General features: G+C 65.8%; 34 protein-coding genes and 1 riboswitch. Of the genes, 9 read left to right on the top strand and 25 right to left on the bottom strand.

The features are described 5' to 3' along the window. Positions 1 to 14: 14 nt before the first annotated feature. The 8 genes from CXZ10_RS20290 to CXZ10_RS20255 form a co-directional block, all read right to left on the bottom strand. The gene (locus CXZ10_RS20290) at positions 15 to 917 is read right to left on the bottom strand and encodes a DUF4405 domain-containing protein (protein ID WP_180336104.1); all 903 of its coding nucleotides are present in this window, start codon (positions 915 to 917) and stop codon (positions 15 to 17) included. Between the two features lie 308 nt (positions 918 to 1,225). After that, positions 1,226 to 1,612: a NifB/NifX family molybdenum-iron cluster-binding protein gene (locus CXZ10_RS20285; RefSeq protein WP_101291194.1), complete on the bottom strand. Its 387-nt coding sequence runs from the start codon at positions 1,610 to 1,612 to the stop codon at positions 1,226 to 1,228. Further along, positions 1,609 to 1,983 (bottom strand): DUF134 domain-containing protein, encoded by a 375-nt coding sequence (locus CXZ10_RS20280; RefSeq protein WP_101291193.1) that lies wholly within the window; start codon positions 1,981 to 1,983, stop codon positions 1,609 to 1,611. The genes CXZ10_RS20285 and CXZ10_RS20280 overlap by 4 nt, the downstream gene beginning before the upstream one ends. A 134-nt stretch (positions 1,984 to 2,117) precedes the next feature. Then, positions 2,118 to 2,411 (bottom strand): BrnA antitoxin family protein, encoded by a 294-nt coding sequence (locus CXZ10_RS20275; protein ID WP_101291192.1) that lies wholly within the window; start codon positions 2,409 to 2,411, stop codon positions 2,118 to 2,120. Then, positions 2,362 to 2,643, bottom strand: coding sequence for a BrnT family toxin (locus tag CXZ10_RS20270; protein ID WP_101291191.1), 282 nt, complete (start codon positions 2,641 to 2,643; stop codon positions 2,362 to 2,364). Before CXZ10_RS20270 ends, CXZ10_RS20275 begins: the two co-directional genes overlap by 50 nt. A gap of 76 nt (positions 2,644 to 2,719) precedes the next feature. Continuing rightward, positions 2,720 to 3,226 carry a DUF305 domain-containing protein gene (locus CXZ10_RS20265; RefSeq protein ID WP_101291190.1) on the bottom strand — a complete coding sequence of 169 codons (507 nt, stop codon included), beginning with the start codon at positions 3,224 to 3,226 and terminating at the stop codon, positions 2,720 to 2,722. A 177-nt stretch (positions 3,227 to 3,403) separates the two neighbouring features. Continuing rightward, positions 3,404 to 3,994 (bottom strand): LysE family translocator, encoded by a 591-nt coding sequence (locus tag CXZ10_RS20260; protein WP_101291189.1) that lies wholly within the window; start codon positions 3,992 to 3,994, stop codon positions 3,404 to 3,406. A 19-nt stretch (positions 3,995 to 4,013) separates the two neighbouring features. Then, a riboswitch (ZMP/ZTP riboswitch) is annotated at positions 4,014 to 4,094 on the bottom strand. Positions 4,095 to 4,172: 78 nt separating this feature from the next. Beyond that, positions 4,173 to 5,444: a virulence RhuM family protein gene (locus CXZ10_RS20255; RefSeq protein ID WP_244617237.1), complete on the bottom strand. Its 1,272-nt coding sequence runs from the start codon at positions 5,442 to 5,444 to the stop codon at positions 4,173 to 4,175. A gap of 162 nt (positions 5,445 to 5,606) precedes the next feature. Between CXZ10_RS20255 and CXZ10_RS20250 the strand changes: the two genes are divergently transcribed. Both CXZ10_RS20250 and CXZ10_RS20245 read left to right on the top strand, forming a co-directional pair. Further along, positions 5,607 to 5,816 (top strand): hypothetical protein, encoded by a 210-nt coding sequence (locus tag CXZ10_RS20250; protein WP_101291187.1) that lies wholly within the window; start codon positions 5,607 to 5,609, stop codon positions 5,814 to 5,816. A gap of 502 nt (positions 5,817 to 6,318) precedes the next feature. After that, positions 6,319 to 8,631: a putative bifunctional diguanylate cyclase/phosphodiesterase gene (locus CXZ10_RS20245; RefSeq protein WP_101291186.1), complete on the top strand. Its 2,313-nt coding sequence runs from the start codon at positions 6,319 to 6,321 to the stop codon at positions 8,629 to 8,631. A gap of 176 nt (positions 8,632 to 8,807) precedes the next feature. On the opposite strand, the gene CXZ10_RS20240 is transcribed toward CXZ10_RS20245, so the two are convergent. From CXZ10_RS20240 to CXZ10_RS20205, 8 genes are all read right to left on the bottom strand, one after another. After that, entirely contained in the window at positions 8,808 to 9,170 is a 363-nt protein-coding gene (locus CXZ10_RS20240; RefSeq protein ID WP_143741577.1) for a type II toxin-antitoxin system RelE/ParE family toxin, read from the bottom strand. Further along, complete coding sequence (locus CXZ10_RS20235) at positions 9,167 to 9,433, bottom strand: type II toxin-antitoxin system ParD family antitoxin (protein ID WP_101291185.1); 267 nt, start codon at positions 9,431 to 9,433, stop codon at positions 9,167 to 9,169. The genes CXZ10_RS20240 and CXZ10_RS20235 overlap by 4 nt, the downstream gene beginning before the upstream one ends. Positions 9,434 to 9,488: 55 nt before the next feature. Beyond that, positions 9,489 to 10,331 (bottom strand): helix-turn-helix transcriptional regulator, encoded by an 843-nt coding sequence (locus CXZ10_RS20230; protein WP_101291184.1) that lies wholly within the window; start codon positions 10,329 to 10,331, stop codon positions 9,489 to 9,491. Continuing rightward, entirely contained in the window at positions 10,328 to 10,726 is a 399-nt protein-coding gene (locus CXZ10_RS20225; RefSeq protein WP_101291183.1) for a VOC family protein, read from the bottom strand. The genes CXZ10_RS20230 and CXZ10_RS20225 overlap by 4 nt, the downstream gene beginning before the upstream one ends. A 361-nt stretch (positions 10,727 to 11,087) precedes the next feature. After that, positions 11,088 to 11,705: a LysE family transporter gene (locus tag CXZ10_RS20220; protein WP_101291182.1), complete on the bottom strand. Its 618-nt coding sequence runs from the start codon at positions 11,703 to 11,705 to the stop codon at positions 11,088 to 11,090. Then, positions 11,702 to 12,115: an SRPBCC family protein gene (locus CXZ10_RS20215; RefSeq protein ID WP_101291181.1), complete on the bottom strand. Its 414-nt coding sequence runs from the start codon at positions 12,113 to 12,115 to the stop codon at positions 11,702 to 11,704. Before CXZ10_RS20215 ends, CXZ10_RS20220 begins: the two co-directional genes overlap by 4 nt. A 274-nt stretch (positions 12,116 to 12,389) precedes the next feature. Next, positions 12,390 to 12,800: a hypothetical protein gene (locus CXZ10_RS20210; RefSeq protein ID WP_101291180.1), complete on the bottom strand. Its 411-nt coding sequence runs from the start codon at positions 12,798 to 12,800 to the stop codon at positions 12,390 to 12,392. 130 nt (positions 12,801 to 12,930) lie between these two features. After that, positions 12,931 to 13,761: an MBL fold metallo-hydrolase gene (locus tag CXZ10_RS20205; RefSeq protein ID WP_101291179.1), complete on the bottom strand. Its 831-nt coding sequence runs from the start codon at positions 13,759 to 13,761 to the stop codon at positions 12,931 to 12,933. Positions 13,762 to 13,817: 56 nt separating this feature from the next. Here CXZ10_RS20205 and CXZ10_RS20200 point away from each other — a divergent pair, with 56 nt between their 5' ends. Together CXZ10_RS20200 and CXZ10_RS20195 are read left to right on the top strand one after the other, a co-directional pair. Then, entirely contained in the window at positions 13,818 to 14,348 is a 531-nt protein-coding gene (locus CXZ10_RS20200; protein ID WP_101291178.1) for a MarR family winged helix-turn-helix transcriptional regulator, read from the top strand. A 265-nt stretch (positions 14,349 to 14,613) separates the two neighbouring features. Further along, positions 14,614 to 15,456: a protein-L-isoaspartate O-methyltransferase family protein gene (locus tag CXZ10_RS20195; protein ID WP_101291177.1), complete on the top strand. Its 843-nt coding sequence runs from the start codon at positions 14,614 to 14,616 to the stop codon at positions 15,454 to 15,456. Between the two features lie 189 nt (positions 15,457 to 15,645). Here CXZ10_RS20195 and CXZ10_RS20190 read toward each other — a convergent pair whose 3' ends face one another. The 4 genes from CXZ10_RS20190 to CXZ10_RS20175 form a co-directional block, all read right to left on the bottom strand. Beyond that, positions 15,646 to 15,936 carry a GIY-YIG nuclease family protein gene (locus CXZ10_RS20190; RefSeq protein WP_101291176.1) on the bottom strand — a complete coding sequence of 97 codons (291 nt, stop codon included), beginning with the start codon at positions 15,934 to 15,936 and terminating at the stop codon, positions 15,646 to 15,648. Between the two features lie 240 nt (positions 15,937 to 16,176). Further along, positions 16,177 to 16,569: a GFA family protein gene (locus CXZ10_RS20185; RefSeq protein WP_101291175.1), complete on the bottom strand. Its 393-nt coding sequence runs from the start codon at positions 16,567 to 16,569 to the stop codon at positions 16,177 to 16,179. Positions 16,570 to 16,742: 173 nt separating this feature from the next. Continuing rightward, positions 16,743 to 17,657, bottom strand: coding sequence for a cation diffusion facilitator family transporter (locus CXZ10_RS20180; RefSeq protein WP_101291174.1), 915 nt, complete (start codon positions 17,655 to 17,657; stop codon positions 16,743 to 16,745). A 112-nt stretch (positions 17,658 to 17,769) separates the two neighbouring features. Further along, positions 17,770 to 18,240 (bottom strand): hypothetical protein, encoded by a 471-nt coding sequence (locus CXZ10_RS20175; RefSeq protein WP_101291232.1) that lies wholly within the window; start codon positions 18,238 to 18,240, stop codon positions 17,770 to 17,772. Between the two features lie 157 nt (positions 18,241 to 18,397). Between CXZ10_RS20175 and CXZ10_RS20170 the strand changes: the two genes are divergently transcribed. Further along, complete coding sequence (locus tag CXZ10_RS20170) at positions 18,398 to 18,649, top strand: hypothetical protein (RefSeq protein ID WP_244617238.1); 252 nt, start codon at positions 18,398 to 18,400, stop codon at positions 18,647 to 18,649. 84 nt (positions 18,650 to 18,733) lie between these two features. Here the strand turns inward: CXZ10_RS20170 and CXZ10_RS20165 are convergent, their stop codons facing one another. Further along, a complete protein-coding gene (locus CXZ10_RS20165) occupies positions 18,734 to 19,516 on the bottom strand; it encodes a PRC-barrel domain-containing protein (RefSeq protein WP_180336103.1) in 783 nt (260 codons plus the stop codon). Positions 19,517 to 19,707: 191 nt separating this feature from the next. Here CXZ10_RS20165 and CXZ10_RS20160 point away from each other — a divergent pair, with 191 nt between their 5' ends. Beyond that, positions 19,708 to 20,001: a BrnT family toxin gene (locus CXZ10_RS20160; protein WP_101291173.1), complete on the top strand. Its 294-nt coding sequence runs from the start codon at positions 19,708 to 19,710 to the stop codon at positions 19,999 to 20,001. Then, positions 19,979 to 20,266: a BrnA antitoxin family protein gene (locus CXZ10_RS20155; RefSeq protein WP_101291172.1), complete on the top strand. Its 288-nt coding sequence runs from the start codon at positions 19,979 to 19,981 to the stop codon at positions 20,264 to 20,266. Before CXZ10_RS20160 ends, CXZ10_RS20155 begins: the two co-directional genes overlap by 23 nt. 19 nt (positions 20,267 to 20,285) lie before the next feature. On the opposite strand, the gene CXZ10_RS20150 is transcribed toward CXZ10_RS20155, so the two are convergent. Then, positions 20,286 to 20,960, bottom strand: a complete 675-nt coding sequence (locus tag CXZ10_RS20150; RefSeq protein ID WP_101291171.1) for a GNAT family N-acetyltransferase — start codon at positions 20,958 to 20,960, stop codon at positions 20,286 to 20,288. 94 nt (positions 20,961 to 21,054) lie between these two features. On the opposite strand from CXZ10_RS20150, the gene CXZ10_RS20145 reads away from it, so the two are divergent. Then, positions 21,055 to 22,026, top strand: coding sequence for a GlxA family transcriptional regulator (locus tag CXZ10_RS20145; protein WP_101291170.1), 972 nt, complete (start codon positions 21,055 to 21,057; stop codon positions 22,024 to 22,026). Between the two features lie 21 nt (positions 22,027 to 22,047). On the opposite strand, the gene CXZ10_RS20140 is transcribed toward CXZ10_RS20145, so the two are convergent. The 3 genes from CXZ10_RS20140 to CXZ10_RS20130 all read right to left on the bottom strand — a co-directional run bounded on the left by CXZ10_RS20140 (position 22,048) and on the right by CXZ10_RS20130 (position 24,315). Then, positions 22,048 to 22,506, bottom strand: a complete 459-nt coding sequence (locus CXZ10_RS20140) for a MarR family winged helix-turn-helix transcriptional regulator (protein ID WP_101291169.1) — start codon at positions 22,504 to 22,506, stop codon at positions 22,048 to 22,050. 88 nt (positions 22,507 to 22,594) lie between these two features. Beyond that, entirely contained in the window at positions 22,595 to 23,476 is an 882-nt protein-coding gene (locus CXZ10_RS20135) for an alpha/beta fold hydrolase (RefSeq protein ID WP_101291168.1), read from the bottom strand. 326 nt (positions 23,477 to 23,802) lie between these two features. Continuing rightward, positions 23,803 to 24,315, bottom strand: a complete 513-nt coding sequence (locus CXZ10_RS20130; protein WP_101291167.1) for a winged helix-turn-helix transcriptional regulator — start codon at positions 24,313 to 24,315, stop codon at positions 23,803 to 23,805. Positions 24,316 to 24,414: 99 nt separating this feature from the next. On the opposite strand from CXZ10_RS20130, the gene CXZ10_RS20125 reads away from it, so the two are divergent. After that, a complete protein-coding gene (locus CXZ10_RS20125; protein ID WP_101291166.1) occupies positions 24,415 to 25,062 on the top strand; it encodes a dihydrofolate reductase family protein in 648 nt (215 codons plus the stop codon). Positions 25,063 to 25,128 lie beyond the last annotated feature (66 nt).

Genomic DNA, 25,128 nt, shown 5'->3' with positions numbered 1-25,128 from the left:
GCAGACGCGTTTTCTCACTCGGGCAGCTTGAAGCCCGGCACCAGGATCACCTTGAGGAGCTCGGTCGGCGTCGCCTTGGCGTCCTCGGCCGCCGCCTTCAGGCGGTCGCCCGGTTTGGCCGCGATGCCGGCCGCCTTGAGCCGCCCCACCACCTCGTCGGTCGAAAGCGCCAGTTCCTTTGCCACCTCTTCGATGGTCTTGGCGCCGAAGCCCGCCCCCTCGAAGCGCTGGTCGACCAGCTCGGGCGTCCAGGCGGCGCTGGCATCGACCGGCGCCGGCACCACCGAGGGCACCCGCTTCACCACCTCCACCCAGATCTCGGCCGGGCTGATGCCGTTGCGGTCGGCAAGGCGCCGCAGCGTGTCGCCCGTCGTTTCCACCGTATAGCCCGCCTCGCGGATGGCGCCGACAATGGCGCCTACCGGCGTCGCGGTGCGCAGCGCCATTGTGTCGAGCGTCGCTTCCTCGGCATGGCCGAAGGGCGGCTCCAGGCTGGCGTCCACCGACCACGACGCCTTGATGGCGGCGCTCAAGTCGAGCACCCAGGTGAAGGGTGGCACGCCCCAGAGGGTGCCGGCCACCAGCACGGCGAGGAAGGCCGTGGCCACCGGCGCCTCGGGCCGGATCGACAGCTTCCGCTGGATGCGGTGGCGGAGATAGGCCACGAACTGCCGCCAGTTGAACCACAGGTGGACGAAGCCGGCGATCAGGAACAACAGGCTGGAGGTGACGTGGATCGCCCCCCATTCCTCCTTGGTCAGGCCGCCCAGCGACCAGTCCACCCAATAGGCGAGCCGCCCCTCGGGCGTCGCGAACAGCATCAGGCCGGTGACCCCCATGATCAGGAAGCCACCGGTGGTCATCATCGATGTCATGGCCCGCCAGCTGAACTGCCGGCCGCTCGTCATATCCGTCATCATCGCCTCCAGCCACGGCAGCCGGCACGCTCCGGCCCGTTGCCGTGTACGACGCCGTTCGCCGATCATGGCGGCATGTTTGCCCATACCTATATTTTGGCAATCGCGAATATACCGATGCTTTGTATCCGGCCGTCGCGGCCGGCAGGCCGGCGATACGGCTGGTTACAATTGGCATCTGCTTCGGCGAAGGCCGAGCACCGGAAGCGCAGAGCTCTAAGCTAAGGCATTCGCCCGAAAAGTTGCAGACTTTTCGGATCAGACGAATGCCAGGGATGCCCGCCACAGTAGAGTTTGAGGCCGGGCTCTCAGTGGTGGCAGTCCTCGCCGTCCCCATGATGGGCGCAGGTATGATCGGCACCGAAGGCTGTGAGGCGCTTGCCCAGGAAGGCGTCCACCACGTCGCCCACCTTCTGGTGGTCGCCGGCGTGGAACGGCTGGATGCCCGAGGCGAGGAAGCCCGAGAGCGGCCGGGGGCCCATGCCGTAGACGACGATGTCGGTCACGCCGCGCTCGGCGAGCTGCCGCACCGGCGCGAGGCAGTTGTCATGCGGCGCGGCCGGCAGGATGGCCGTCTCCACCACCTTGCCGGCCTCGATGCGGAACAGCGAGAAGGCGTCGCAATGGCCGAAATGGCCGGAAATGTCGGCATCGAAGCCGCCGGGGGCGTCGGAGGGAACGGCAAGCAGGGTCATGATCTCTCTTCGTCTTTCAACTCTGGCATAGTCCCGAGATCCACGGTGTCCTTCGGCCGGTGCCCGCAGCCGCCGTCACGCGGCCGCGTCACGGCGCCGCCCTCGATGCGCAGGGCCAGCCCGCGCGTGATGGCGGCGGCCGTCGTCCGCCGCGCCTCGGCGAGGATGCGCGACAGCGTCGACCGCGACACGTTCATCCGCTGCGCCGCTTCCTGCTGGTCCAGCCCCTCGACGTCGACGAGGCGCAAGGCCTCGCGTCCATCGAGCGTCAGCACGATCTCGCTGAGCGACACCAGGGGGATGCCCTGCGGCTTGAAATAGCTGGCGGGTAACTCATCGCTGACGGTACGGGTCTTCTGCGGCCTCGCCATCCGGCCTCCGTTTTGGGAATACACCCATAATATGGGTCACCGATCGCCGGCGCGATAGTCGGTTATGCACGTATACCCATAATATGGACCTGCAACGAAGGCGCCCGAGGGGGCGTCTCGCCCTTTCCAGTGGCTCACGCTCGACGGCGTTCCAGCCATTCGCGCAGCGCACGATTCATTTCGCCCTGCCAGCCGGCTCCCAAACCGCGCAGCCCTTGCAACACGTCGGCATCGAGCCGCACGGAAATCTGCCGCTTGGGTGCGTCGAGTTTCGGCCTGCCACGACGACGCGTCAGGGTGCCTTCGGCCGGCTTGACCACCTCGCCGCCAACGGCAACTTCGGCCCTGGCGAAGGCATCGTCGGACCACTCGGGCGCGTCATCCGGATCCACCCAGGCGCTCTCGAACTTTTCGGGTCTCTTTGTCATGGCAGTGCCTCATCGAGATAATGTGTCGCGCGTCTCCTCGCAGCGTCCAAACGATCATGACGGCCCGCTCATCCAGCACCCCGTAGGTTTGGTAGCGGGTCTCGCCATAGTCGAAGCGGTCGTCCTCAAGGGTCAGCGTCTTCCCAGCGAACACCGTGGCAGCGTCGTAAAAATCGAGCCCACGCTCTCTGAGGGTGTCGGCCCGCTTGCTCGGATCGCAGGTGATCTTCATTGAATTAATGTATCACGAACAAGAGTTGCCGCAATATATGTGATACAAATAATGGCTGGCCTTTTATCGAGCGCGCTCAGTTCGCTTCGGCCTGCCGGTCTCCCTGATCGAGGCGGGCGCGGATGGCGTTCATCTGCTCGATCTCGGCGCGCTGGCCGGCCGAGATGTCGGCGCAGAGCGCGATCAGCTCGGGATCGTCGAGCGACGCCTGCCGGCACATCAGGATCGCACCGGAATGATGGGGCACCATCGAGGCGATGAACTGGCGGTCGCCGATGACGGCCTGGGTGCGGGTAGCCGCGAAGGCGGCCAGGAACAGGAGGACCAGGCCCAGATGAAGGGCGGCGTTCAGCTTTCGATTGGCGTACATGCCGCCCATGGTGGCAAGCATGATGATGCCCATCGGCGCCACCATCGTCAGCGCCATGTAGAGCATGTTGAGGTTGTTTCGGAAGTCGCGCCAGCCGTCGATCATCGAGAACATCACGAAATACATGACGACGAGGCTGAGGACCATGTTGACGGCGAACAGGACGTAGGGCCGGCCCATTCCGTCGTGTCCGGAACTCTGGTGATCGTGCATGGCTGGCTTCCCTTCGGAAAATCGGATGCGACGACAGGGGATCGACGCTCCGCAACGGTCTGAACGCGCGACGATCCGGTGACGTCCGCGACGACAGCCCGCCACGGCCCAAGGTCATGGGTCCGGGGGCATGCCGTCTCAACCTTGCGCGGACGGATTGGTTCCCGGATGCGCGGCCTACAGGAACGCCGCCAGCACCGACAGCACCAGCACCCCCGCGAAGCCAAGGTTGACCCACCGTCCCACCTTCGGGTCGGTCACGACGCGGGCGATCAGCGAGCCCGCCGCCAGCCAGGCAACGTTGACGATCACCACCAGCGCGAGGAACAGCCCGCCCTTCAGGAGTTCGTCGGCCACCGGCCGCCCCGGCAGCAGCGTGAAGCGCGACACCACCGCCGCCACCGCCACGTAGGCCTTGGGGTTGGTGAGCGACAGCAGCACCCCCGGCCAGAATCCCGGCGCGCGGCCGGGCGCCTCGCGGTTGGAGACGGGCGGCGCCGTGGCGATCCTGTAGGCGAGGTAGAGGAGATAGAGGCTGGCCGCCACCGTCACCGTCGGCGCGATGCCGGGAAAGGCGAGGATCGCCGCCCAGAGGCCGGAGGCCACCAGCGCCACCACCGCGACCATGCCGAGGTCGAGCCCGATCATGTACGGCACGCCGCGCCGCGTGCCATAGGCGCCGCCGATCGCCGTGAGGCTCATGGTGTTGGGTCCGGGGCTGCCCACCAGGGCGAGCGAGGTCAGGAGAAAGAGCGGCGTGGCGTCCATGGGGCCTCACATTTTGTCATGGTGGAGCCCAGGCGGACGGCAGCGAACGCTGCGCTCCCCGATGGTTGCCCATCCTGTCCCGCCAGTCACGCAGCTACGCAAATTTACCTGACCGCCACCGCGCGTCAATGCCTGTCAAAGCCCGCCTCTTGCCCACAGGTCTTGGGGAGCGGCAGGGTCATTCGGGTTCGCCTTTCCTCCTGGCGCGTGATGATCTCGCCGACTTGGCGTTGGCGAAGGTGCGCGACGCAGCACGCTCGAAATCGCTTTCGTAGCTCCGGTCGGCGATCACGCGGAACTTTTCATACTCGTCCTCGGCCAACGCCTTGGCGACCTCGTGCGACACCTTGCCGGCATGGTTGAGGATGTCGTATTCGTTGAACGTCAGGAAGGCGTCGAGCTTTTGGACCCAATCCTGCATCTTCATCACTATTCCACGTGAGGCTTGGTTCTCGGCATAGTCGAGATACATGGACACGATGCGCTCAAGAGCCTTGATCTCGTCCTCCCGGAGATAGTTCTTGGCGACCGACATGTCTGACTTCAGGATCTTGCCGTCCGGCGCGTTCTTCCAGGTCTGAAGACCGATGTTCGGCTTCCCCGCATCGACGCGATCCGTGATGATTTCGGCCGCGGTCTTGCCGGTGATCGCCCAATGCAGCTTGTTCTGGACGGTCTTGAAGAAGGTCTGCGTGATCTCCGCATCCTTCCGGTAGTCCACGCTGCACTGCTCGTAGATATCGGTGATCTTGAGGTAAAACCGGCGCTCGCTCGCACGTATCTCGCGGATGCGCTCAAGGAGTTCGTCGAAATAATCCTTGCCGAACCGCTTGTTTCCCTTCAAGCGCTCATCATCCATGGCGAAGCCCTTGATGATGTATTCGCGCAACACGCTTGTCGCCCAAATGCGGAACTGCGTTGCCTGTCGGCTGTTCACTCGGTAGCCGACGGCAATGATGGCATCGAGATTGTAGAAGCTCGTCAGATAGCTCTTGCCGTCGTCGGCAGTCATTCGGAATTTCCGAATAACTGAATCCTCATCCAACTCAGTGGTTCGGAATATGTTTCTGAGATGTTCGTTGATCGTTGGCACCGTCACGTCGAAGAGTTCGGCCATCCGCTTCTGCGTCAGCCAGAAACTCTCCTCCTCGAACAGCACCTCAAGGCGAACGCCGCCGTCCGATCCGGTGTAGAGCAGGATTTCCCCTTCGCGCGGGGGTGCCTTGTCCGCCATCGTCAAATCCCCCCGACCCGCTGGGAGGTCCTTTTGAACCTCACGCCGGGGCGGGACGACCCGACGCCCTGAACCACCGTCTTGCCAATCCGATCGCGTGTGGGCATGTCCCGGCCGTTCCCTTCCAAATCGTCGCGATGGCTTTCGAATCGCGGCCGGCGGCGATGATACGACGCGCAACTTCCAGCTTACAGACAGGCTTGTGCGGTTCGCCATGCCCAGGTGCCCCTCACCCCGTCCATGCGCCATCACGGCCCGTTCCGGGTCGCTCGGCTGATCACATTTCGGTTTGCGGGGGAACCTTCATCTGCTACCGAAGGTTGGTTCGGACGATGGGGCCAGTGTATCGCCGGCTTCCACGCCGAAAGGAGATCGGGCATGTCGAACCTTCCGAGAACTCCGGTGGAGACGCTCCACCATATCGCCACCCTGTCCGAGCAGATGGCGCAGCAGGCCCAGCGCTGCGATCTGCCGTTCATCGCCTACCTCCTGTCCATGGCGAGCCAGGAGGCGCGCGCCGAGCTGAAGAAGGCCGGCTTCCCCGTCGCGCCCGATCAGGCCGCCAGGATGGGCAACGTCGTCCAGTGACGGCTTGATGCCAGCATCCTCGCGAACTGGCTTGATGCCGTGACACGCGAGGCGGAGCGCCCGGCCCCGCCTCTCCCTCCCGACCGGGCGTCTGCTCGCGCGACGGCAGCTCCTGAGACCAACCGGCGGCCCGTCAGCCGGCATCGGCGGCGTCGCCCTACCCTCCCATCCTCCTTCGGTCTTGCCGACCGGCCCCGCCCCTCGGTGCGGGCCCGCCCGATGGCGCCTCACAACAACCAACCATCAGTGCGAGTGCGTAGTAACCAGTCATTGATGCAATAATCGCTATGAAACTTCCCTTTGAGAAGTTTTGTAGTATGGTCGTCATGGCAGTTCTGGTGAGGATCAACGAAGCCTTTTCCGGCACATGGATGCGGCAATACGAAGCCGGCAGCCCGCGTCGTCCGGATGGTGCTAAAGACGAACGCTCTGGCAATCCCGCATGGCAATGTTACGCCTTCGATAATACAGTCTCACATCGCAACATGGAGCTTGGCGTTAAGTGCTGCGCGACATCGAAAAGAAGGAAGACATTGCTCGAGCGTCAATTTCAACGCTTGAAGTTGTCATCCTGGTCATCGATGCGCTTCTGATCCTGTTCATCGTAGCGGCCACGGTGTCGGCGGCCTCCAAGTTGAGCGTCGCGGCGATCGAAAAGCAGCTCAAGATCCAGGCCAATATTGCCGACGTGATGTCCGACGAGATCAACCATTCCTTCCAGGCGATGGAACTGGTCCTCATCGGGGTGTCCGATTTCCTCAAGTCGCGGGGGATCGAGAACAAGGCGATGCTGTCGGCGGCCATGACCACCCAGCCGGCCACCGAGGCGCTGCGTGCCCGCAAGTCGGGCCTCATCTATATCGATGCGCTCACCATGGTCGACGAGACCGGCAAGGTTCTGGCGACCAGCCGGGTCTGGCCGGCGCCCGACGTGAGCTTCGGCGACCGGCCCTATTTCAAGGCGATGCAGAGCATGGCCGGCCCGCCGACCTATCTGAGCCGCCCCGTCATCGGCCGGATCGGCGGCCGCCCCAATCTGGTGCTCTCCCACCGCCTTACCACGTCGTCGGGCGCCTTCCTCGGCGTGGTCAACGCCGCATCCGACCAGGGCTATTTTGCCAGCCGGCTGGCCCGCGTCGACGTCGGCGCCGACAGCGTCATCGCGCTGATCCTCGACGACGGCACCGTGCTCGCCCAGTCGCCGGCGCTCCCCTTCGACCTGAGTTCGGAGGCCAACCCGCCGCGATACGACCCCAAACCCCTCCAAGACCTGCCGCTTGCCGGCGGGCTGGCGCCGGCCGGCGTTCTCGGCGACAGCGAGCGCTACACCGCCGTCCGCCACCTCGCCAACTTCCCGGCCGCCATCGTCGTCGGCGTCGCCGCTGCGACCGTCCATGACGAGGTCCGGCGGGCGGTCATTCCGCTGGCCATCGCCTCCTTCGTCGTCTGCGCGGTGATCGTGCTGCTCAGCGCGCTGTGGAGCCGCCAGCTTCGCCGCGATCGCCGGCAGTCCAACCTGCGCTACATGCAGGCGCGAACGGACATGATGACCGGTCTCGCCAACCGCTTCGGCTTCGTCGAATGGCTCGACGACCTCAACAAGAGCGGCGCCGTTCCGCCGCTGGCGCTGTGCTTCGCCGACCTCGACTATTTCAAGACCATCAACGACACGCTCGGCCACGACGTCGGCGACAAGCTCCTGGTGGCCGTCGCTCGGAGACTGTCCGAAACCCTCGGTCCCAACGACCGGATCGCCCGCCTCGGCGGCGACGAGTTCGCCATCATCTGCATGGGTGTCCTCGATGACGGCAACGCCTTGCGGATCGCCGACATCATCGTGTCCGCCATCCGCGAGCCCTTCCTGATCGAGGGCCACCAGCTCAGCATCTCCAGCTCCATCGGCATCTCGCTCTGCCCGAGGGACGGCACCGACCTCGTCTCCCTGCTCAAGAAGGCCGATCTCGCCCTGTTCAAGGCCAAGTCGGACGGACGCGGCCTCACGCGCATCTTCTCCGACGAACTGGCCTCCGCCGCCGAAACCCGCCGCGAGCTGCAGGCCGACCTTGAGGAGGCCTGGAGGCTCAGGCAGTTCCGTCTGGTCTACCAGCCGATCTATGAGGCCGACAGTCGCCGCCTCGCCGGCTTCGAGGCCCTCTTGCGCTGGACCCATCCGACACGCGGCGAGGTGCGGCCGGACCAGTTCATTCCCGTCGCCGAGGAGACCGGCCTCATCGCCCGCTTGGGCGCCTGGGTGCTGGAGACAGCCTGCACCGACGCCATGCAATGGCCCGACAGCCTGTTCGTCTCGGTCAACCTGTCGCCGGTGCAGTTCCGCGACGGCGCGGTGGAGGCGCAGGTCTACCGCGCGCTGAAGCGCTCCGGCCTGCCGCACCACCGCCTGGAACTGGAGATCACCGAGTCGACGCTGCTTCAGAAGGAAGTCGAGACCCAGGCGATCCTCGCCGACTTCCGGCGCTCTGAGATCAGCATCGCCCTCGACGATTTCGGCACCGGCTACTCGTCGCTGCGCTACCTGATCGACTTCCAGATCGACCGCATCAAGGTCGACCGCTATTTCGTCGAAGGGCTGGCCGACAAGTCGTCGAGCCAGGCGATCATCCAGGCCATCCTGGCGCTGGCCTCCACCCTCGGCCTCAAATGCACCGCCGAGGGCGTCGAGACGGAGGAACAGGCGGAGATGCTGGGTGCCGGCGGCTGCACCCACCTCCAGGGCTACCTCCTCGGCCGCCCGCTCCAACCCGAACAAGCCCGCGCCCTCGCCCACGCCGCCCGGCATCGCCTCGAGGCGTCGTGAGGGGGAGAGCGCCGGTTCGGTCGGAGACTCATATCGGCCGTCCCGCCCCTTTGGGCCTGAGGTCCTGCGCCTGCGCGCAGGACCTCAGGCAGAATGGAGCACCCGGCACATATCAAGCTCCAAACACCTCTACCGGCCCGCAACTTCCGCGTCGGCCCGCCATTCGCCCCAGCCGATCATGTCGGCGGCCGGCCCAGAGCGCGCAGCAGCTTGCCGCGCGGCTCCATGCCCTCGTGCAGGACACGGAGTATGATGACGCCGGCTTCCCCGTTCGCCAGCCTGCCCGTCGTGCAATAGAGGCAATGGGCGGCGGCGCCCCGCCTGCCGGCCGCCAGTTCAAGGTGAAACAGCCTGACATCAGGCGCGATCGACGAGCGGTCGATGGAGCCGACCCTTTCCGGCTCCTCCCCGACCATGCCGATGCCTTTCTCGATGATGGCCGCGTATGCCGCGAGCTGATGCGTCCCGAACATCGTCAGCGTCGCGGAGAGAATCTCGCGGATGTCGCGCTCCGCGGCCGCGGTGAGTTCATGGCTCATTCGCCGAGGTGATCCCTTCTCACCTCATCGGCGATGTCCTTCACCGACTTCTGCGAGAAGCGGCCCGCCGCCGCGTCGGCGAGGCCGATGCCGATCTCGCGGCGCAGGATCGCAAGCCTCTCCGCCTCCAGCGCCTTGTCGCGCTGAAGCAGGCGCAACGCCTCGCGAACCACCTCGCTCGACGACGCATAACCGCCGCCCTCGACTTCGTCCTCGACGAACTGGGCCATGTCCGTGGGCAAGCTGACATTCATCGTGGCCATGCTGGATACTCCCGATCAGCTCGTAGGGTATGAAATTGGCAAATTTTGTCAATCTTCAGCCCGCGACCGACAAGAGCGCTGCCCGCTCCACACCATCCCGCGCATGCCCCCGGATGGCGGTCGGCGGGAAGCCGAAGCGGGCGCGGAAGCGGATGGCGAAGCGGGAGGCGGATTCATAGCCCACCTCCAGCGCCACGCGGTTGACCGGGAAATCGGTGGATTGCAGCAGCAACAGGCCCTGCGCCATGCGCACGTCGACGAGGAGGTCGCCGAGGCTCGTTCCCTCCGCCGAAAGGCGCCGGCGCAGCGTGGCTTCGCTGACGGCGAGGCGCCGTGCCACCTCCGCCGCCGTCCAGCGCGCATCGGCCGCGCCCTCGATGAGCCGCCGTACCCTGGCCGAAAAACTGAGGCTCTCCGCCGACGAGAAGCGGACGCCCTGGAGCGACAGCCAGACGAGCACCTCGGTCAGCCGATGCCGCGCCACCGCCTCGGGCACGCGCTCCGGCTCGCCGATCGCCTCGATCGCCCGGTCGACGGCCGCCGCAAAGCCCACATCGAGCGGGCCGAGCGCTGCCACGTCCGTGAGCGTCGCCCCCTCGACGCCCCTCTCGAAGTCGGCGAGAACCGAGGGGTCCCACACCAGCCAGCGCGCGCCATAGCGGCCGCGCGGCGACAGGCGGTTGGTGACGTCGAAGGTCTGGCCGCCGGCGATGGCGACCGCCTCGCCGCCGTCGATCGACCACCGCCCGGCCGGCGCCTGCAGGATCTTGGTGCCCCAGTCGATGACGATCAGCGTCGGACGATCGACGGCGATGCGGCTGAAGCGCAGGTCGCAGCTCTGGGCGACGCTGGCGGTGAAGCCGACGCCGGGCCGGCTCAGAAGCGCCTTGCCGCTCATGCCGCCACCCGGCAGATGGCGCAGAGCTTGTTGCCGTCGGGGTCGCGCACATAGGCGAGGTGCACCGGTCCGACCAGCGGGTTGTGTCGGAGGCCCGGCGGGTCCTCGATGGAGGTGCCGCCATGGGCGACCGCCACGTCGTGAAAGGTCCTGACGGCCTCGGGCGACGAACAGCGGAAGGCGATGGTGCCGCCGTTGGCCGGCGTCGCCGGTTCGCCGTTGATCGGCTGGCTGACGCAGAAGGAACCGCCGCCATGCCGGTAGAACAACCTGACATGGCCGCTCGCCGCCACGTTCCTGAGCGCCTCCCCCGCCTCCAGCGTACCGAGCACCGCGTCGTAGAAGCGCTGGGAGCGCTCGATGTCATTCGAGCCGACCACCACGTGATTGATCATGTCGTCATTCCCGCCACCGCTCGGCCGGCATGTCGCCGGCGCCGAATTGCCGATGACGGGAACCTAGCACCATCTACCGCTTCTTTCGGTGCGATATCGCTCTCTTTCGGTGCCGATCCGCTCACTTCGGGGAAGTGGAGCGCGATATGCTCGACAGCGCCCCTTTCTGCCTGAGGTCCACCTTGAATTCGCGTGCGAATTCAAGAGGCCTTCGCGCAGGATGACAACCTATGGGAAGGTGGATTCTTCGCTATCTCTTTGTTTCATATATATAATTCTCTTGTCATCCTGTGCGAAGGCGCAGGACCTCAGGCAGAAAGAGGCGACCCGGCCGATATCGGTCTCCCCATATCCCTCCCCCTCACCGGCCGAACAACAACCGTCCCGCCAGCGCCAAGAGCAACGCCCCCATCGCCGCGTCCATCCACCGCCGCGCCCTCGCATACACATTCCGCACCGCCGGCAGGCCGAACAGCAGCACCACGGCGCTCCACCAGAGGGCGGAGACAAGCGCCGCCGTCAGGACGGCGCCGGCGAACACCGCGCCGCCCGCTCCGGCCGGGATCATCACGCCGAACAGGCTGGCGTAATAGGCGACCACCTTGGGGTTGGCGATGGTGGTGAGGAAGCCGGCGCGCAGCGCGCCCGCCCCGCTCAGCACCGGCCGCGACGTATCGAGGCCCACCGCCTTGCGCTGGAACACGCCCTTCAGCAGCCCCCAGGCCAGCCAGGCGAGATAGGCGGCGCCGACGAGCTTCAGCCCGAAATACAGCCAGCCGAAGCGGGCGACGACGCCGCCGAGACCGGCCGCCGTCACGCTCGACCAGACGAGAGTGGCGGCCACCACGCCGACCACCACCAGAAAGCCCGAGCGCCTCGAACCGGCCACCGACTGGCTCATCACCACCATCAGCGTCGGGCCGGGGCTGGCCACCGCCAGAAGGTGGATCACCGCGATGCTGGCAAGGAGCGTGATCATGATGCCTTCAGTCCTTCCACGTGGCGGCCGAAATTGTCGAGGATCGCCTGCCAGCCGTCACGCTGGTACTCCAGGGGATAGGTGGTCTCGGGGTCGAAGCTGACGCTGACGTGGACGCCCTCGGGCCGCTCCTCGAACAGCACCTCGGCCGTCCGATCGCCGAAGGCATATTCGATGCGCTTCTGCGGCACGATCCTGGTGTAGGTACCGGCGAAGTCGAAGCCCTGGCTGCCGTCCTTCGCCTCCATGCGCGAGGAGAAGGCCCCGCCCTCGCGGAGATCGACGCTGGCGGTGGTGGTGTGCCAGTCGTCGGAGGCGGCGTTCCACGCCTTGATGTCCTCGGGGCTGACATAGGCGCGCCAGACCTCGGCGATCGGCGCGGCAACGGTGGTCTCTACGGTGATCCTCATGATGGTCCCCTCCTCTTTTGATTGCTCATGACACGCAGTCGCGGCAATTTCCGTCAGGATCGCCGCGCGGAAAGCATGGGGCGCCCTATATCCGCCCTCGCCCTTTTCTGCCTGAGGTCCTGCGCCTTCGCGCAGGATGACAATCTATGTATATGTTTTTAATATATAATTCTGTCATCCTGCGCGAAGGCGCAGGACCTCAGGACGAGAAATCTCATCGGCCGATATCGCGCTCCGTCCGAAACTCGCCGAGGCGAGGCAACTCACGAACCAACTACCGCCCGACGAAGGTCCCGCGCCAAGGGCCGCCTGCCAGATTGATCTCGTCGTTGACGATCGGCGCCGTCAGCGTGTCCGGCAGCGCCATCCTCGTCACCAGCGGGACATTCTCCGTGACCTCGGTGTTGTTCAACGTCACCACTGTCTTGTCTCCCGACCGGCAGAAGGATGCCTTCCCGGCCAGCCACGGCTCACCGGCTTTGCTGGCCGAGTAGACCAGGCCCTTGGCACCATCGGAGATGACGATCTTGAGCGGCTTGCCGTCATCGGCGGTCGTCTCCAGCCAATGGGCCTTTATACCCTCGGCTTTGAGCTCGGTGACGGAGTTGAGGCAGGTGGCCTCGGCAACCGTCGACCCGCCGAGAACGAACAGGCAAACGAGCAAGTTGAGTTTCGTCGAGCTCATGTTCTCCTCCTGGAGCAATGCGGCAAAGTGGGAACTGGCTTTCCGCCCCAAATTGCGTTGAACCGGAGTTAGAACCATTTCCGGCAAATCAGGGTTCCCCGCACGGCTCCAGGAGACGCACGTCAGACGGCTAACCCTCTAGCGCCGCCTTATATCGGACAAATGACGCCTCAACCAATGCCTTCGCGTCGCCGATCATCTGCTTGCCCTCGAAAGAGCCATAGAGATCCTTGAACTCCAGCGGGTCGACCTTCGCCTTCAGCCGGGTCAGCGACTTGCGCCCCAGCGGGATGGCGTTGGGGTAGCTATACATGAAACTGGCGATGCGCCTGTCCATGCCGATCTGGATGGCGTCGCCTGGGAAGAGGCTACCGCCGGGGCGCGGCCCGTTCTTCCACAAAAGCCCTGTGCTGCCCTCGAAATGGCCGGGCAGATGCACGAGGTCGACCGCGTCGGTGAGCTGGAAGCGGTCGCCGCTCCAGAAGCGCAGGAAGGGGCTGTCGAAAGTGACCCACTCCTCGTCCGCCTCGTGGAGGTAGATCGGCACGCCGCCCAGCGCTTCGCTCCACTCCAGCATGGCCGAATAGAAATGCGGGTGCGAGATGGCGATCGCCTGCACCCCGCCCATCCCGGCGATCCGCTCCACGGCGGCATCGGTGACCGTGGGCAGGCATTCCCACATCACCAGACCGTCCGCCTGAGGGATCAGGAAGGCGCGCTGGCCGATGGCAAAGCGCGGCACCAGCCACAGCGTCGTCACTCCGGCCACGTCCTCGAAGCGGATCTCGTGGCTCGCGGCCACCTCGGCCGAGGTCGTCCAGCGCTGACCATCCCAGCCGACGAACTGGCGCTCGTCGCGGCAGACCGGGCAATCGTCCCTATGCTCCACGCCCGGATATTGCGTGCCGCAGGTGACGCAGACGGGAACCCGCGAAAGGGCAAGTTTGTTGATCTCTGTCATTGCCTTGCCTCCGTCGTCAGAGTTATCTTGATGTCAAGATAACAGGAGATGTCTTGATGTCAAGACAAAATGACACGGCAGGGGACGGCGTCGACGCGAGGCGCGCGCAATGGGCGGCCGAGCTGCCCGATCTCGACACGCGCGGCATGGCCATCCTCGGCCGCATGCGCTGGATCACACTGAACGTCAGGCCGCCGATCGAGGCGATCTTCAGGAAATACGGCCTCGACAGCGGCGAGTTCGACGTGATCGCCACGCTGCGTCGCTCCGGCCCGCCCTATTGCCTGCGGCCCACCGAGCTCTACCGCTGGCTGATGATCTCCTCCGGCGGCCTCACCGCCCGCCTCGCCAAGCTGGAAAAAGCCGGCCTCATCGCCCGCCTGCCCGACCCGGAGGACGCCAGGAGCATGCTGGTGCAACTGACGCCCGACGGCGCCGCCCTCGCCGAACGCGCCTTCCGCGAGGACATGGCCTTCGAAAGCAAGGTGCTCGACGCCCTCACGGCCGATGAACGCGCCACGTTGGAGACGCTGCTGCGCAAACTCGCCCTGTCCGACCTCAACCCGGAGGTGGGGGCGGACTCCTGACGGCCAGGACCGCCCGATATCCGCCCCACGCCCTTTCCTGCCCGAGATCCACCTTAAATTCACGTGTGAATTTAAGACCGCCTTCGCGCAGGATGACAATCTATGTATATGTTTTAATATATAAATCTGTCATCCCCGCGAAGGCGGGGACCTCAGGACGAGAATGCGCCGCCGCCCATATCGCGCTCCCTCATCCCCTCCAACCTACCCATCTCCCAGAACGACCCCATATGTCCGGCATACCCTCCGGACAAGGGAACTCCACATGACGAAACGTGCCGGCATCGAGGAAATCAGGGGCTTTTATGCGCGGGTCATGGCCGCCGCCAGCAAGTGGTCCGACCCCCGGCTGGAACGGGCCTTCGAGGCCATCCCGCGCGAGGCCTTCTGCCCGCCGGGGCCGTGGCGGCTGATCATCAACGGGCGCCCCATCGAAACGCCGAGCGCCGACCCCACCTACCTCTATCAGGACGTGCTGGTGGCGCTCGATGCCGTGAAGGGCATCAACAACGGCGAGCCGTCGCTGCACGCCGCATGGATGGGCGCCGTCGCCCCCCAGGCCGGCGAAGCGGTGACACACGTCGGCGCCGGCACCGGCTATTACACCGCCATCCTGCAGATGCTGGTGCTGCCGTCCGGCACCGTCACCGCCTTCGAGATCGACGAGCGCCTCGCCGGCCTCGCCCGCCGCAACCTCGAGCCCATGGAGGGCGTGACGGTGGTGCAGGGCGACGCCACCCGCCAGCCGCTGCCGAAATCCGACATCATCTACGTCAACGCCGGCGTCGCCGCGCCGCCGGTCGACTGGCTCGACGCCCTCAACCCGGGCGGACGGCTGATCTTCCCCTGGCGGCCGAGCGACAAGATCGCCCTCACGCTGCTCGTCAAGGCCGAAAGCGGCGGCTTCACCGTGAGCCCGCTGATGCGCTCCTGGTTCATCCCCTGCGTCGGCGCCTCCGGCGAACTCACGCCGCTCCGCCTGCCGCAAAGCACCGAAGAGGTCCGCTCCCTCCGCTCCATCTGGCGCACCACCGACCGCACCCCCGACGCCACCGCCGTCGCCGTCTACCCGGATGTCTGGTTCTCCTCGGAACAGCTGGAGGGGTGAGGCCGTAGGGGAGAGCTATATGGGCCGCGTGCCCTTTTCGGCCTGAGGTCCTGCGCCTAAAGCGCAGGATGACAACTTATGGAAAGGCGAGCGAGCGGCTACCGCGTTGTTTCATTTATATAAAGCTGTCATCCTGGCGAAGGCCAGGACCTCGGGCAGAACGAAGTGCAACGCCGATATCGGGCTCCATCACGACATGATCGTCTCGAAGAGATCATCCCACCCCGGATTCATCTCTTCGATCAGCCTGATCTTCCAGGCGCGCTTCCAGAACTTCAGACGGTTCTCGCGATGAATGGCCTCGGTGATATCGCCACAATCCTCGTACCAAACGAGCCGCGTGCAGTTGTAGCTATCGGTGAAGCCGCGATAGATATGGTTGCGATGCTCCCAGATGCGCCCCTCCAGATCGGATGTGACGCCGATGTAGAGAACGCCCTGCGGCTTGTTGGTGACGATATAGACCCAGCCGGCTTTCATGCTGCGAGCATCATGGGAATGAGATGATTGCGCAACCCTAGGGTTTATAGCGCCCTATATCAACCGATCGCTCTACAGTCCCGAGGTCCTGCGCCTGCGCGCAGGATGACAACTTATGGGAAGGCGAGCAAGCGGCTAACGGTTTGTTTCATTTATATAAAGCTGTCATCCTGGCGAAGGCCAGGACCTCGGGCAGAATGGAACGCGGGGTCGATATAGAGCGCCTCTCCACACCTCCCCCTAATCCTCATACCGCCCCGTGCTCTCGCGGTCCCGCTCATAGCTGTGCTTCAGCGAAAACGGCGGTAGCCAGCTTTCGTGGCGGATCGACCAGAGCTCGTAGGTGGGCGTCAGCTGGTTGGGGGCGTCGAGGGCGCCGAGGCTCACCTCCACCTCGTCGCCGCTCACCCCGAACACCGACGAGCCGCAGCGCGGGCAGAAATGCCGCCCCTTGTAGTCGGAGGTCTCGCCCTCGATCGCCACGGCCTCCTCGGGAAAGATCGCCGAGGCATGGAACAGCGTGCCGCTGTGCTTGCGGCAGTCGATGCAGTGGCAGAGCCCCACCCGATAGGGCCGCCCGGTGGCCTTCAAACGCACGGCGCCGCAGAGGCAGCCGCCCTCGAACTCGTCCATGTCAGCCTCCTCAACCCGAAGGATCGATCAACCCCGCGCGCCGCGCGCCGGTTCCCGGAAACCCCAAAAGCCTGACCCGAAACTCGCTGGGGTGCGGCAGATGGCGACGAGCGCGAGAACCGGAGCGGAGCGGACTTGAGGGTCCGTGAGCACCGGAAGCGCAGTGCTCTAAGCTAGATGCCCACCCCAGTAGAATCTCGGGTCAGGCTTAGCGTTCGTCGCAGCTCCGCCTTGCTATCCGGCTCCACATGAATGGTGATGGTCACGTCGCCGAACTCATCCTTCACCGCCTGTTCGATGGCGTCGCATTTCGCATGCGCCTCGTTGACGGTGAGCGTGCCGGGCACCACCAGATGGCAGTCGACGAAGGTCATCTTGCCGGCGTGTCGGGTGCGAAGGTCGTGCACCTCGATGACGCCGGCCGTGGCGGTGGCGATGACGGTGCGCATCCGCGTGAGCTGCTCCTCCGGCACCGCCTCGTCGAGCAGTCCGCTCAGCGACGAGGTCACCACCTTCCAGCCCGACCAGAGGATGTTGAGCGCGACGAGCCCGGCGAGAATGGGGTCGAGCACATACCAGCCGGTCAGCACTGCCAGGAGCACGCCCGCCACCACCGCGCCCGACGACAGCACGTCGGAGAGAAGGTGATGGCCGTCGGCCACCAGCGCCGGCGACCTCAGCCGCCGCCCCCAGACGATCAGCAAGGAGCACCACAGGCCGTTGAGGACGCTCGCCAGCCCGTTGACCAGCAGGCCCTCGAAGGGCGCATCCAGCGGATGCGGCGCCATCAGGCCCTTCCAGGCCTCGTTCATGATCAACAGGGCAGCGACGATGATCATCGCCCCCTCGACCACGGCGCTGAAGAACTCCGCCTTGTAGTGCCCGTAGGGGTGAGCGGTGTCGGCCGGCGCGGCGGCGACGCGGATGGCGATCAGCGCCACCAGCGCGGTGACGACGTTGACGATGCTCTCGAGCGCATCCGACATCAGCGCCACCGAGCCGGTCAGCCAATAGGCGACGGCCTTCAGCCCGAGCACGGCGAAGCCCACGATAAGGCTGCCGATGGCGAGGCGCGTTGTCGTGATCATGGGCGGCTCCGCAAAGGATGATGCCCTACCGCCCTATCCGCCGAGGGCCCGAGGGTCAACCGGCCGTTGGTCGCCCTCCCCGGCCGGCAACCTCACGAACTCCGCTCGCCCGTCACCGCTTCGACCGCATGGCCAGGGTCACGACGGCCGCACCCGCCGCCATCACCAGCGCGTCTTCGATCAGGCCGCTTTCCGTCTGTCCGACGGCCGTCATGGCCCGCTTTCGGCCGGCGAGGGTGGCATAAGCAAGCGGAACGGCCGTCGCCACCGCCAGCGCCGCACCGGCCTTCTCCCGTCCGCGCGGCGCCAGCGCCGCACCGGCGATGCCGGCGCTCATCACCCGCGCCAGCAAACCCAGGAAAACGGTGCGGTCGGGCGCCGACTTCATCTTGTCGCCGAGGAGTTCGCCTGCGCCCATCGCAAGGGCGCCGAGCTTGAACAGGGGATGATCCAGCAGGACGAGCCGGCCCGGCAGCTTCCCGCCGGCCTGCCGCACCATGGCGATGGTCGCCATCGGTGTCATGGAGCGGGCGCTCGCGACGGCGCCGATGAGAAGCGAGGGGAGGAGAGCGAAGTAGGTCATGCCGACATAACCCGAAAGCCGGTTGACGGTTCGATCGACCCGACAAAAAGGCGCCCTCACCTTCGACGCGAGTTGCATGGACGCGTGGCCCCGCTCGGCGTATCTCTGCGGAAATCCTCTGTGGTCGTATGTGATGCCTTCCCGGTGGATACTCGCCTTGGGCGTACTCCTGCTGGCGGCCCCGCCGGCAGCCGAGGCTTTTCCTCGCCCGGGGGTGGCGACCGCCGAAACGATCGTCCTGGCGCGCGGCGCAACCTGCAAGACCGTCGGCAGTTGCCGCGAGGCCGTCGAACTCTGGTGCGGCGGCTATGGCCGGGCCGACGGCGACCACGACGGCATCCCCTTCGAAAACGTCTGCCACAGTCGGGAGCGGGTGCGGGAGATTCAGGCCGAGATCGGCTGCGATTGAGGTCTTCGCTCAACGATATGAGAAAGCCGACCCCGGCGGCACTGAAGCGCCGGGATCGGCTTCACTCAGGGACGGCTGAGCCGGTCAGCCGTGCCGCCTCATACGCGGGTCGGAGTCGTTGTAGTAGTTGTCGAACCGGCTCTCGTAGGCGCGGTCGACGATGGTCGACTCGTCATATTCGGGGCTGTTCTTGACCCGATCCCGGTCGACGTTGAGGAAGACGGTCTTGTCCGGCCAGTTGATGGTCTCAGCCGAATGCGGCGAGATCAGCACCTTCTTGCCCGGCCACCAGTTCCTGGTGTCGATCACCAGATAGTGGATGCTCCAGTCCGCCTCCTCGACCAGCATGTCCTCGACATGGCCGATGTCGCCGTCGGTGGCCTGGATGCAATAGCCCTCCACCTCGTTGATGCTGCGCAGGTTCGGGTCGTCATCGCCGCGTTGCGCCTCCACCGCCTCGCGATGGGCGCGCTGCGTTTCGGGCGAGGGCGTCAGCAGCGGCGCCGTCAGGCCGCTGCCATAGCCGGCCGCATAGAGGCCGCCGCCCCAGTAGGGATCCAGGCCGTAATAGCCGTAGATGTCGCTCTCCGACTGGCGCGACACCGGCCGCTCTGTATCGATATCCGGGCTGTCCTTGACCTGCTGCCGCGTCATCTTGACCGAGAATCTCTCGGTTTGCGCATCGACGTGGCCCAGCGCCGACGTCGGCAGAAGCACCTTGCGCTCGGTGAGCCATGTGCCGGCATCGACGACGAGCCAGCGGATCTGCCAGCTTTGATCGTCGAACAGCAGGTCGCTGACGGAGCCGATGTCGCCGTCACTGGCGGCGACGGCGTAACCCTTGATCCTGGATGCATTCCACAGCATGTGAGCGCTCCCTTCGCATGCGACGGCCACTCATGCCGGCTGCACTTCGGAGCGCGGCACCGGGCCGTTCGGTCTGGGGAGGTAACCTCCACCCGGATGTCTTTGTTCCGACCGGGGGCGGACAAACTGGCGACGGGGGCGGGGATTGCCGGCATCTTGCTCAAATCTACATGATCATGTAGATTTCAGATATGGGCGAAAACGAAACATGCTCGTGGACGGACGCGAAGCAAGACACCAACATCTCAAAGCATGGCTTTGATTTTGCTGATGTTGAAGAAGTATTTGATGGTCGTTTTTGCGTGACCCGTGAAGACAGGCGTTTTGACTACGGCGAAGATCGCTACAACATGCTGACCGAATACAAGGGCCACATCATAAACGTCACATTTACCCCACGAGACGGCAAGCATCACTTGATCTCGGTGAGACTTGCCAGCCGCGAGGAAAGGAAGGTGTATCATGGCAGAGCAAAAGGCGCCTAAGACGTCGGGCACTGATTGGAGCCGTATCAACGCCTTCACCGAAGAAGACGTTGAGCGCATGGCTCGCAACGACACGGATAACCCGGCAACCGTAGAGGACGATTGGGCGGATGCCGTCATCGGCCTTCCGCCCCTGAAAACACCCGTCAACGCGAAATTCGATGCCGACGTCGTCGATTGGTTCAAGGCGCAGGGCCGCGGCTATCAGGCGCGGATGAACGCCGTGCTCAGGCGCTACATGGAGGCGCACCGGAAGGCGGGCTAACCGTCAGGGCACGCCTCCCCTACCCCCGCTTCGCCACCGTGATGAAGAACCCGGCGCGGTGGGCGAAGCCGAGCTTTTCGTAGAGGGCGATGGCCGGGCGGTTGTCGGCGATCACGTGCAGGAAGGGCATGAGGCCCCGGGCTTGCTGGCGCCTTGCGAGACACGTGGTGAGCCGCGCCGCGTAACCCCGGCCGCGATGATCGGGATCGACGCAGACGGCGCTGATCTCCACGAAGCGGCCGAAGCGCATGCGCTCGCCGGCCATGGCGGCGAGCCGCCCGTCGCGGCGGATGCCGATATAGGCGCCGAGCTCGATGGTGCGCGGAAAGAACGGCCCCGGCCGCGTCCGGGTGGCGAGATCCATCATCTCCGGCACGTCCGCCGGCCCCAGAGCGACGATGCCCGTCTCCGCCGCCTCGGCCATCTTGCCCTCCAGCACCATCTGCGTGAGCGGCGCCTGCCGCTCGACGACGAAGCCCTCCGGCAGCGCCAGCGCATCCGGCGTGTGCAGCATCACCCAGCCCTCGGGCGGGATGAGCGCGCTGAGCGCCGCGAATGCCCCAGGCGTCCGCTCGGCCAGCACCGCGAAGGGCGCCACCTCCGGCGCGTAGCGGATGGCGAGCGGCCCGCCCTCGGCGAGCGCCCGGTGATCGGATGTGAGCGCGCTCCACACCGGGCAATCCAACGGCGACATTCCCCCCTCCTCAGCCTCAACTCTCGGGGCAAACTAGATTCCGCCCGGTCAGCCGGCTATGGTCGCGAAAGACAATAACGGGGTCATTTGCGACATGCGCCTCGCCCTCCTCGCCCTCGACGGCGTCTTCGACACCGGGCTCACCGTGCTGATGGACACCTTCGCCATGGCCAACGAGCTCTCCGCCCTGCAAGGGGCGGCCGAGACGCCCTTCGAGGTGCGTGTCACCAGCGCCAGGCCGGAAATCCGCACCGGCCTCGGTTTGACGCTCAGGCCGGAACCGGCAAGCGCCATCGGCCAACCGGACTGGAAGCCCGACTGGATCGTCGTGCCGGCGCCCGGCGTCCGCGATCCCGCTGCGCTCGCCGCCATGCTCGGCCGCGACGAGGCGAAGGAGGCGGCCGCCCGCCTGCGCGACTGGTACGCCCTGGGCATCAACGTCGCCGGCGCCTGCATCGGCACCTTCCTGGTGGCCGAGTCCGGCCTGCTCGACGGCCACGACGCCACCACCACCTGGTCGCTGTCGCCGCTGTTCCGCCAGCGCTATCCGAAGGTGAGGCTCGATGATAGCAGGATGATCGCCGTCTCCGGCCGGCTCGTCACCGCCGGCGCCGCCATGGGCCACCTCGACCTCGCGCTGTGGCTGATGCGCCGGCAGAGCCCGGAGCTCGCCGCCCTGGTCGCCCGCTTCATGCTGATCGACCGGCGGCCGTCGCAGGCCAAATACATGATCCCCGACTTCCTCGCCCACGCCGACCCGCTGGTGGAGCGCTTCGAGCGCTGGGCGCGCGAGCATCTCGCCGAGGGCTTCTCGCTTCAGGCGGCAACCAAGGCGCTGGCCGTCACGCCGCGCACCCTGCAGCGCCGCACCGAGGCGGTGCTCGGCAAGTCGCCGCTCGCCTTCTTTCAGGATTTGCGGGTGCAGCGGGCCGAACACCTGATCGCCCTCGGCCACGACCTCGGCCATGTCGCCGCCGAGGTGGGCTATGCCGACGCGGCGACGCTGCGCAACCTCCTTCGCCGCCGGCTCGGTCGTGGCGTCCGGGAACTCAGGGCGGATGCGTGAAAGCAGCGGGTCGGCGGGTGCTCAGGTCATCCAGCCCGGCGTGTCGAAGCGCAGCGGCGAGGCGCCGAGCAGCCTCTCCAGGTCGGCTTCCAGGCTGTCGAGGCGCTCGACGCCGATCGTCTTGGCCCATTCGGCACGCAGCTCGTCGAAGATGGCGGCGCCCATCCGCATCACCTCCCGCCCCCGGTCGGTGACATCCAGCCGCTTGCGCCGGCCGTCCTCGGGATCAAGCTCGACGGAGAGATAGCCGCGCCGCTCCAGCGTGGCGATGGTCTTGGCCGCCGCCTGCTTGCTGACCGACAGGCTGCGCCCGAGGTCGGACGCGCTGGCGGCACCGGCCTCGATCGCCAGGAGGGCATATTCATGCACGGGGCGGAAGTCCGGATGGCCGCGCCGCGTCAGCTCTTCCATCGTCGCGTCCACCAGCGTGCGAAAGCCCGCCAGCATCAGCGAGGCAAGATGGGCACCGGATCCGGACACTGGGACTCTCCCGCCAACTGCGCCGTCAGAGCCGCCTCCGACGCTGCGGCTGTCTATCACGCGTGGGGGCGCCGGGCAAAAGGCCGGCTCAACGCCCGACGAAGTCGCGCACCGCCTTGGCGAGCGCGGCGGGCGCTTCCTGCGCCAGATAATGGCCGACGCCGTCGATCTGCACGGCGGTCACGTCGGCCGCCACCTGCCGCATGGTCGTCTCGGTGAAGGGCCCGCCGAAACTGCCGACGGCGAGCACCGGCATCCTGAGCGGCGTTCCGGCCAGCGCCTTGATCTCCTCGCCATCAAGGAGCAGCGACCGGTAGAGCCCGGCGGCGCCGGCAAAGCCGCCATCCCGCGCATAGGCCCGAACGAACTCCTCGCCGTCGGCCGCGCTCAACGTCGGCTCGCCCATGCCGTAGGACGGATAGACAAGGCCCGAAATCAGTTCGCGCTCGCGACCACGGAAGATCAGCCGTGCCACCCCGTCGGCGGCCAGCGTGCCAATGTACCAGGCGCCGCCCACCAGAACATTGGCCAGCATCTCCGCCCCGAAACCCGGCAATCCGGTCTCCACGGCGATCAGGCTTTGCACCGCCTCGGGATGCGCTACGGCGAGGCGATAGGCCACCTGCCCGCTGACGTCCTGCGCCAGGAGATGCACCGGGCCGAGCCGCAGATGCTCGATGAGGTGATAAAGGTCCTCCGCCGCGACGGCAGCGCTGAAGTCATCCCCGGCGACGGCCGAGTCGCCGAAGCCGCGCAGGTCCACGGCGACCACACGGTAGCCATCGGAGAGCAGCGGCATCAGCTTGCGAAACGCCCACCACGACTCCGGAAAGCCATGGACGAGCAGGATGACCGGGCCTGTGGTGCCGGCGGTGACATAGTGAAGGCGCGTACCGTTCACGTCGGCATGGCCGTGCTCGACGCCGGGCATCGACGCCGGCTTGGGTGCGGGGCGTTCGGAGATGGTCATGACAAGCCCTTTCGATCCATACGCCATAATAGACAACCTGGTTGTCTTTATATGGACATCGACAACCAGGTTGTCAATCAGAAGGCAATAGCCAATCCCACCTCGATTGCACACCCGTCAGCGTTTGGCCCCGGCTTGAGAGAACCGAAGCACGGCCCAAGGGCATTTCACAGAGCCCTATATATGCCGCACATTCTTTCCGGCCTGAGGTCCCCGCCTTCGCGGGGATGACAGACTTATATAATAAAAACAATAATATAGGTTGTCATCCTTGCGAAAGCGAGGACCTCGGGACGAGAAATCTCCGTCGTTCCTATCGGTCTCCCTCACCCCGCCACCCTCTCCCTCACCTCGAGAAACGCCTCGGTCAGCCGCTCCAGCACCGGCGACGTCACGTTTCCCTGAGCGCCGCCGATCGGATCCTCGACGTGCATCCGTCGCAGATCCCCCATGAACTCATCCCACAGCGCCGGGCCGCCAACCTCCAAAAGCTCGGCGCGGATGCTGAGATCCTCGCTCACCGGCAGGTGCCGCCGCCCCCAGGCGCCGATCACCGCCAGCATCGGCACCAGCTGGATGGCCGGCTCGGTCAGGCTGTAGATGGCCTTCTGGCTGTGGCTGGGGTCGTCGATCCTGCTGATGAAGCCCAGCGCCAAGAGCCGCTTCAGCCGCGCCGCCAGGATGTTGGAGGCGATGCCCTCCTCCGAGCCGCTCAGCAGCTCGCGGAAATGCCGGCGGTTGCCGAACATGATGTCGCGAATGACGACAAGGCTCCACCGGTCGCCCAGCACCTCCATCGTCAGGTTGATCGGACAGCCCGACCGCCGCTCGATATCCAAATCCCGCCTCCTCAAAAACAACCGCTTGCAATTTAGGATCGCTCATGCCAGCCTGCAACTGGTTTTACTACGCAATCGGTAAATCGGTAGGAGGCTGACATGGGCAAGGTGCGCGTCGCGGCATTCTCGCTGTCGCTCGACGGTTACGGGGCGGGGCCGGAGCAGAGCCGGGAGGATCCGCTCGGCAAGGGCGGCGAGGAGCTGCACCGGTGGTACGTCGCCACCCGCACCTTCCGCGCGACGTTCGGCAAGGAGGGCGGCACCACCGGCACCGACGACAAGTATGCCGCGCTCGGCGACACCGCCGCCTTCGGCGCCTTCATCCTCGGCCGCAACATGTTCGGCCCGGTGCGCGGCGACTGGCCCGACGACAGCTGGAAGGGCTGGTGGGGCGACAACCCGCCCTATCACACGCCCACCTTCGTGCTCACCCACCACCCGCGCAAGCCCCTGGTGATGGAGGGCGGCACCACCTTCTTCTTCGTCACCGGCGGCATCGAGAAGGCGCTGCGCGAGGCAAGGGCGGCGGCCGGCGACAGGGACATCAAGATCGGCGGTGGCGTCAGCACCGTGCGGCAATATCTCGCGGCCGGCCTGATCGACGAGATGCACTTCGCCATCGCCCCGGTGTTGCTCGGCGGCGGCGAAGCCATGTTCCCGGGCCTCGACCTCCCCGCCCTCGGCTTCCGCATCGTGAGCACCGAGGCGACCGAGCTCGCCACGCATGTGGTGCTGGCGCGGGGGTAGGAGCGGATGCCAGGGCGAGCGCCCCATCAGATGGCCAAACCTTGATCAAAGTAGCACTTGGTGCTA

This window comes from Pleomorphomonas diazotrophica (genome assembly GCF_002844595.1).
GTDB lineage: Bacteria > Pseudomonadota > Alphaproteobacteria > Rhizobiales > Pleomorphomonadaceae > Pleomorphomonas > Pleomorphomonas diazotrophica.
The sequence above is the reverse complement of the archived record's forward strand: the minus strand, read 5'-3'. Positions and strand labels throughout refer to the sequence as shown.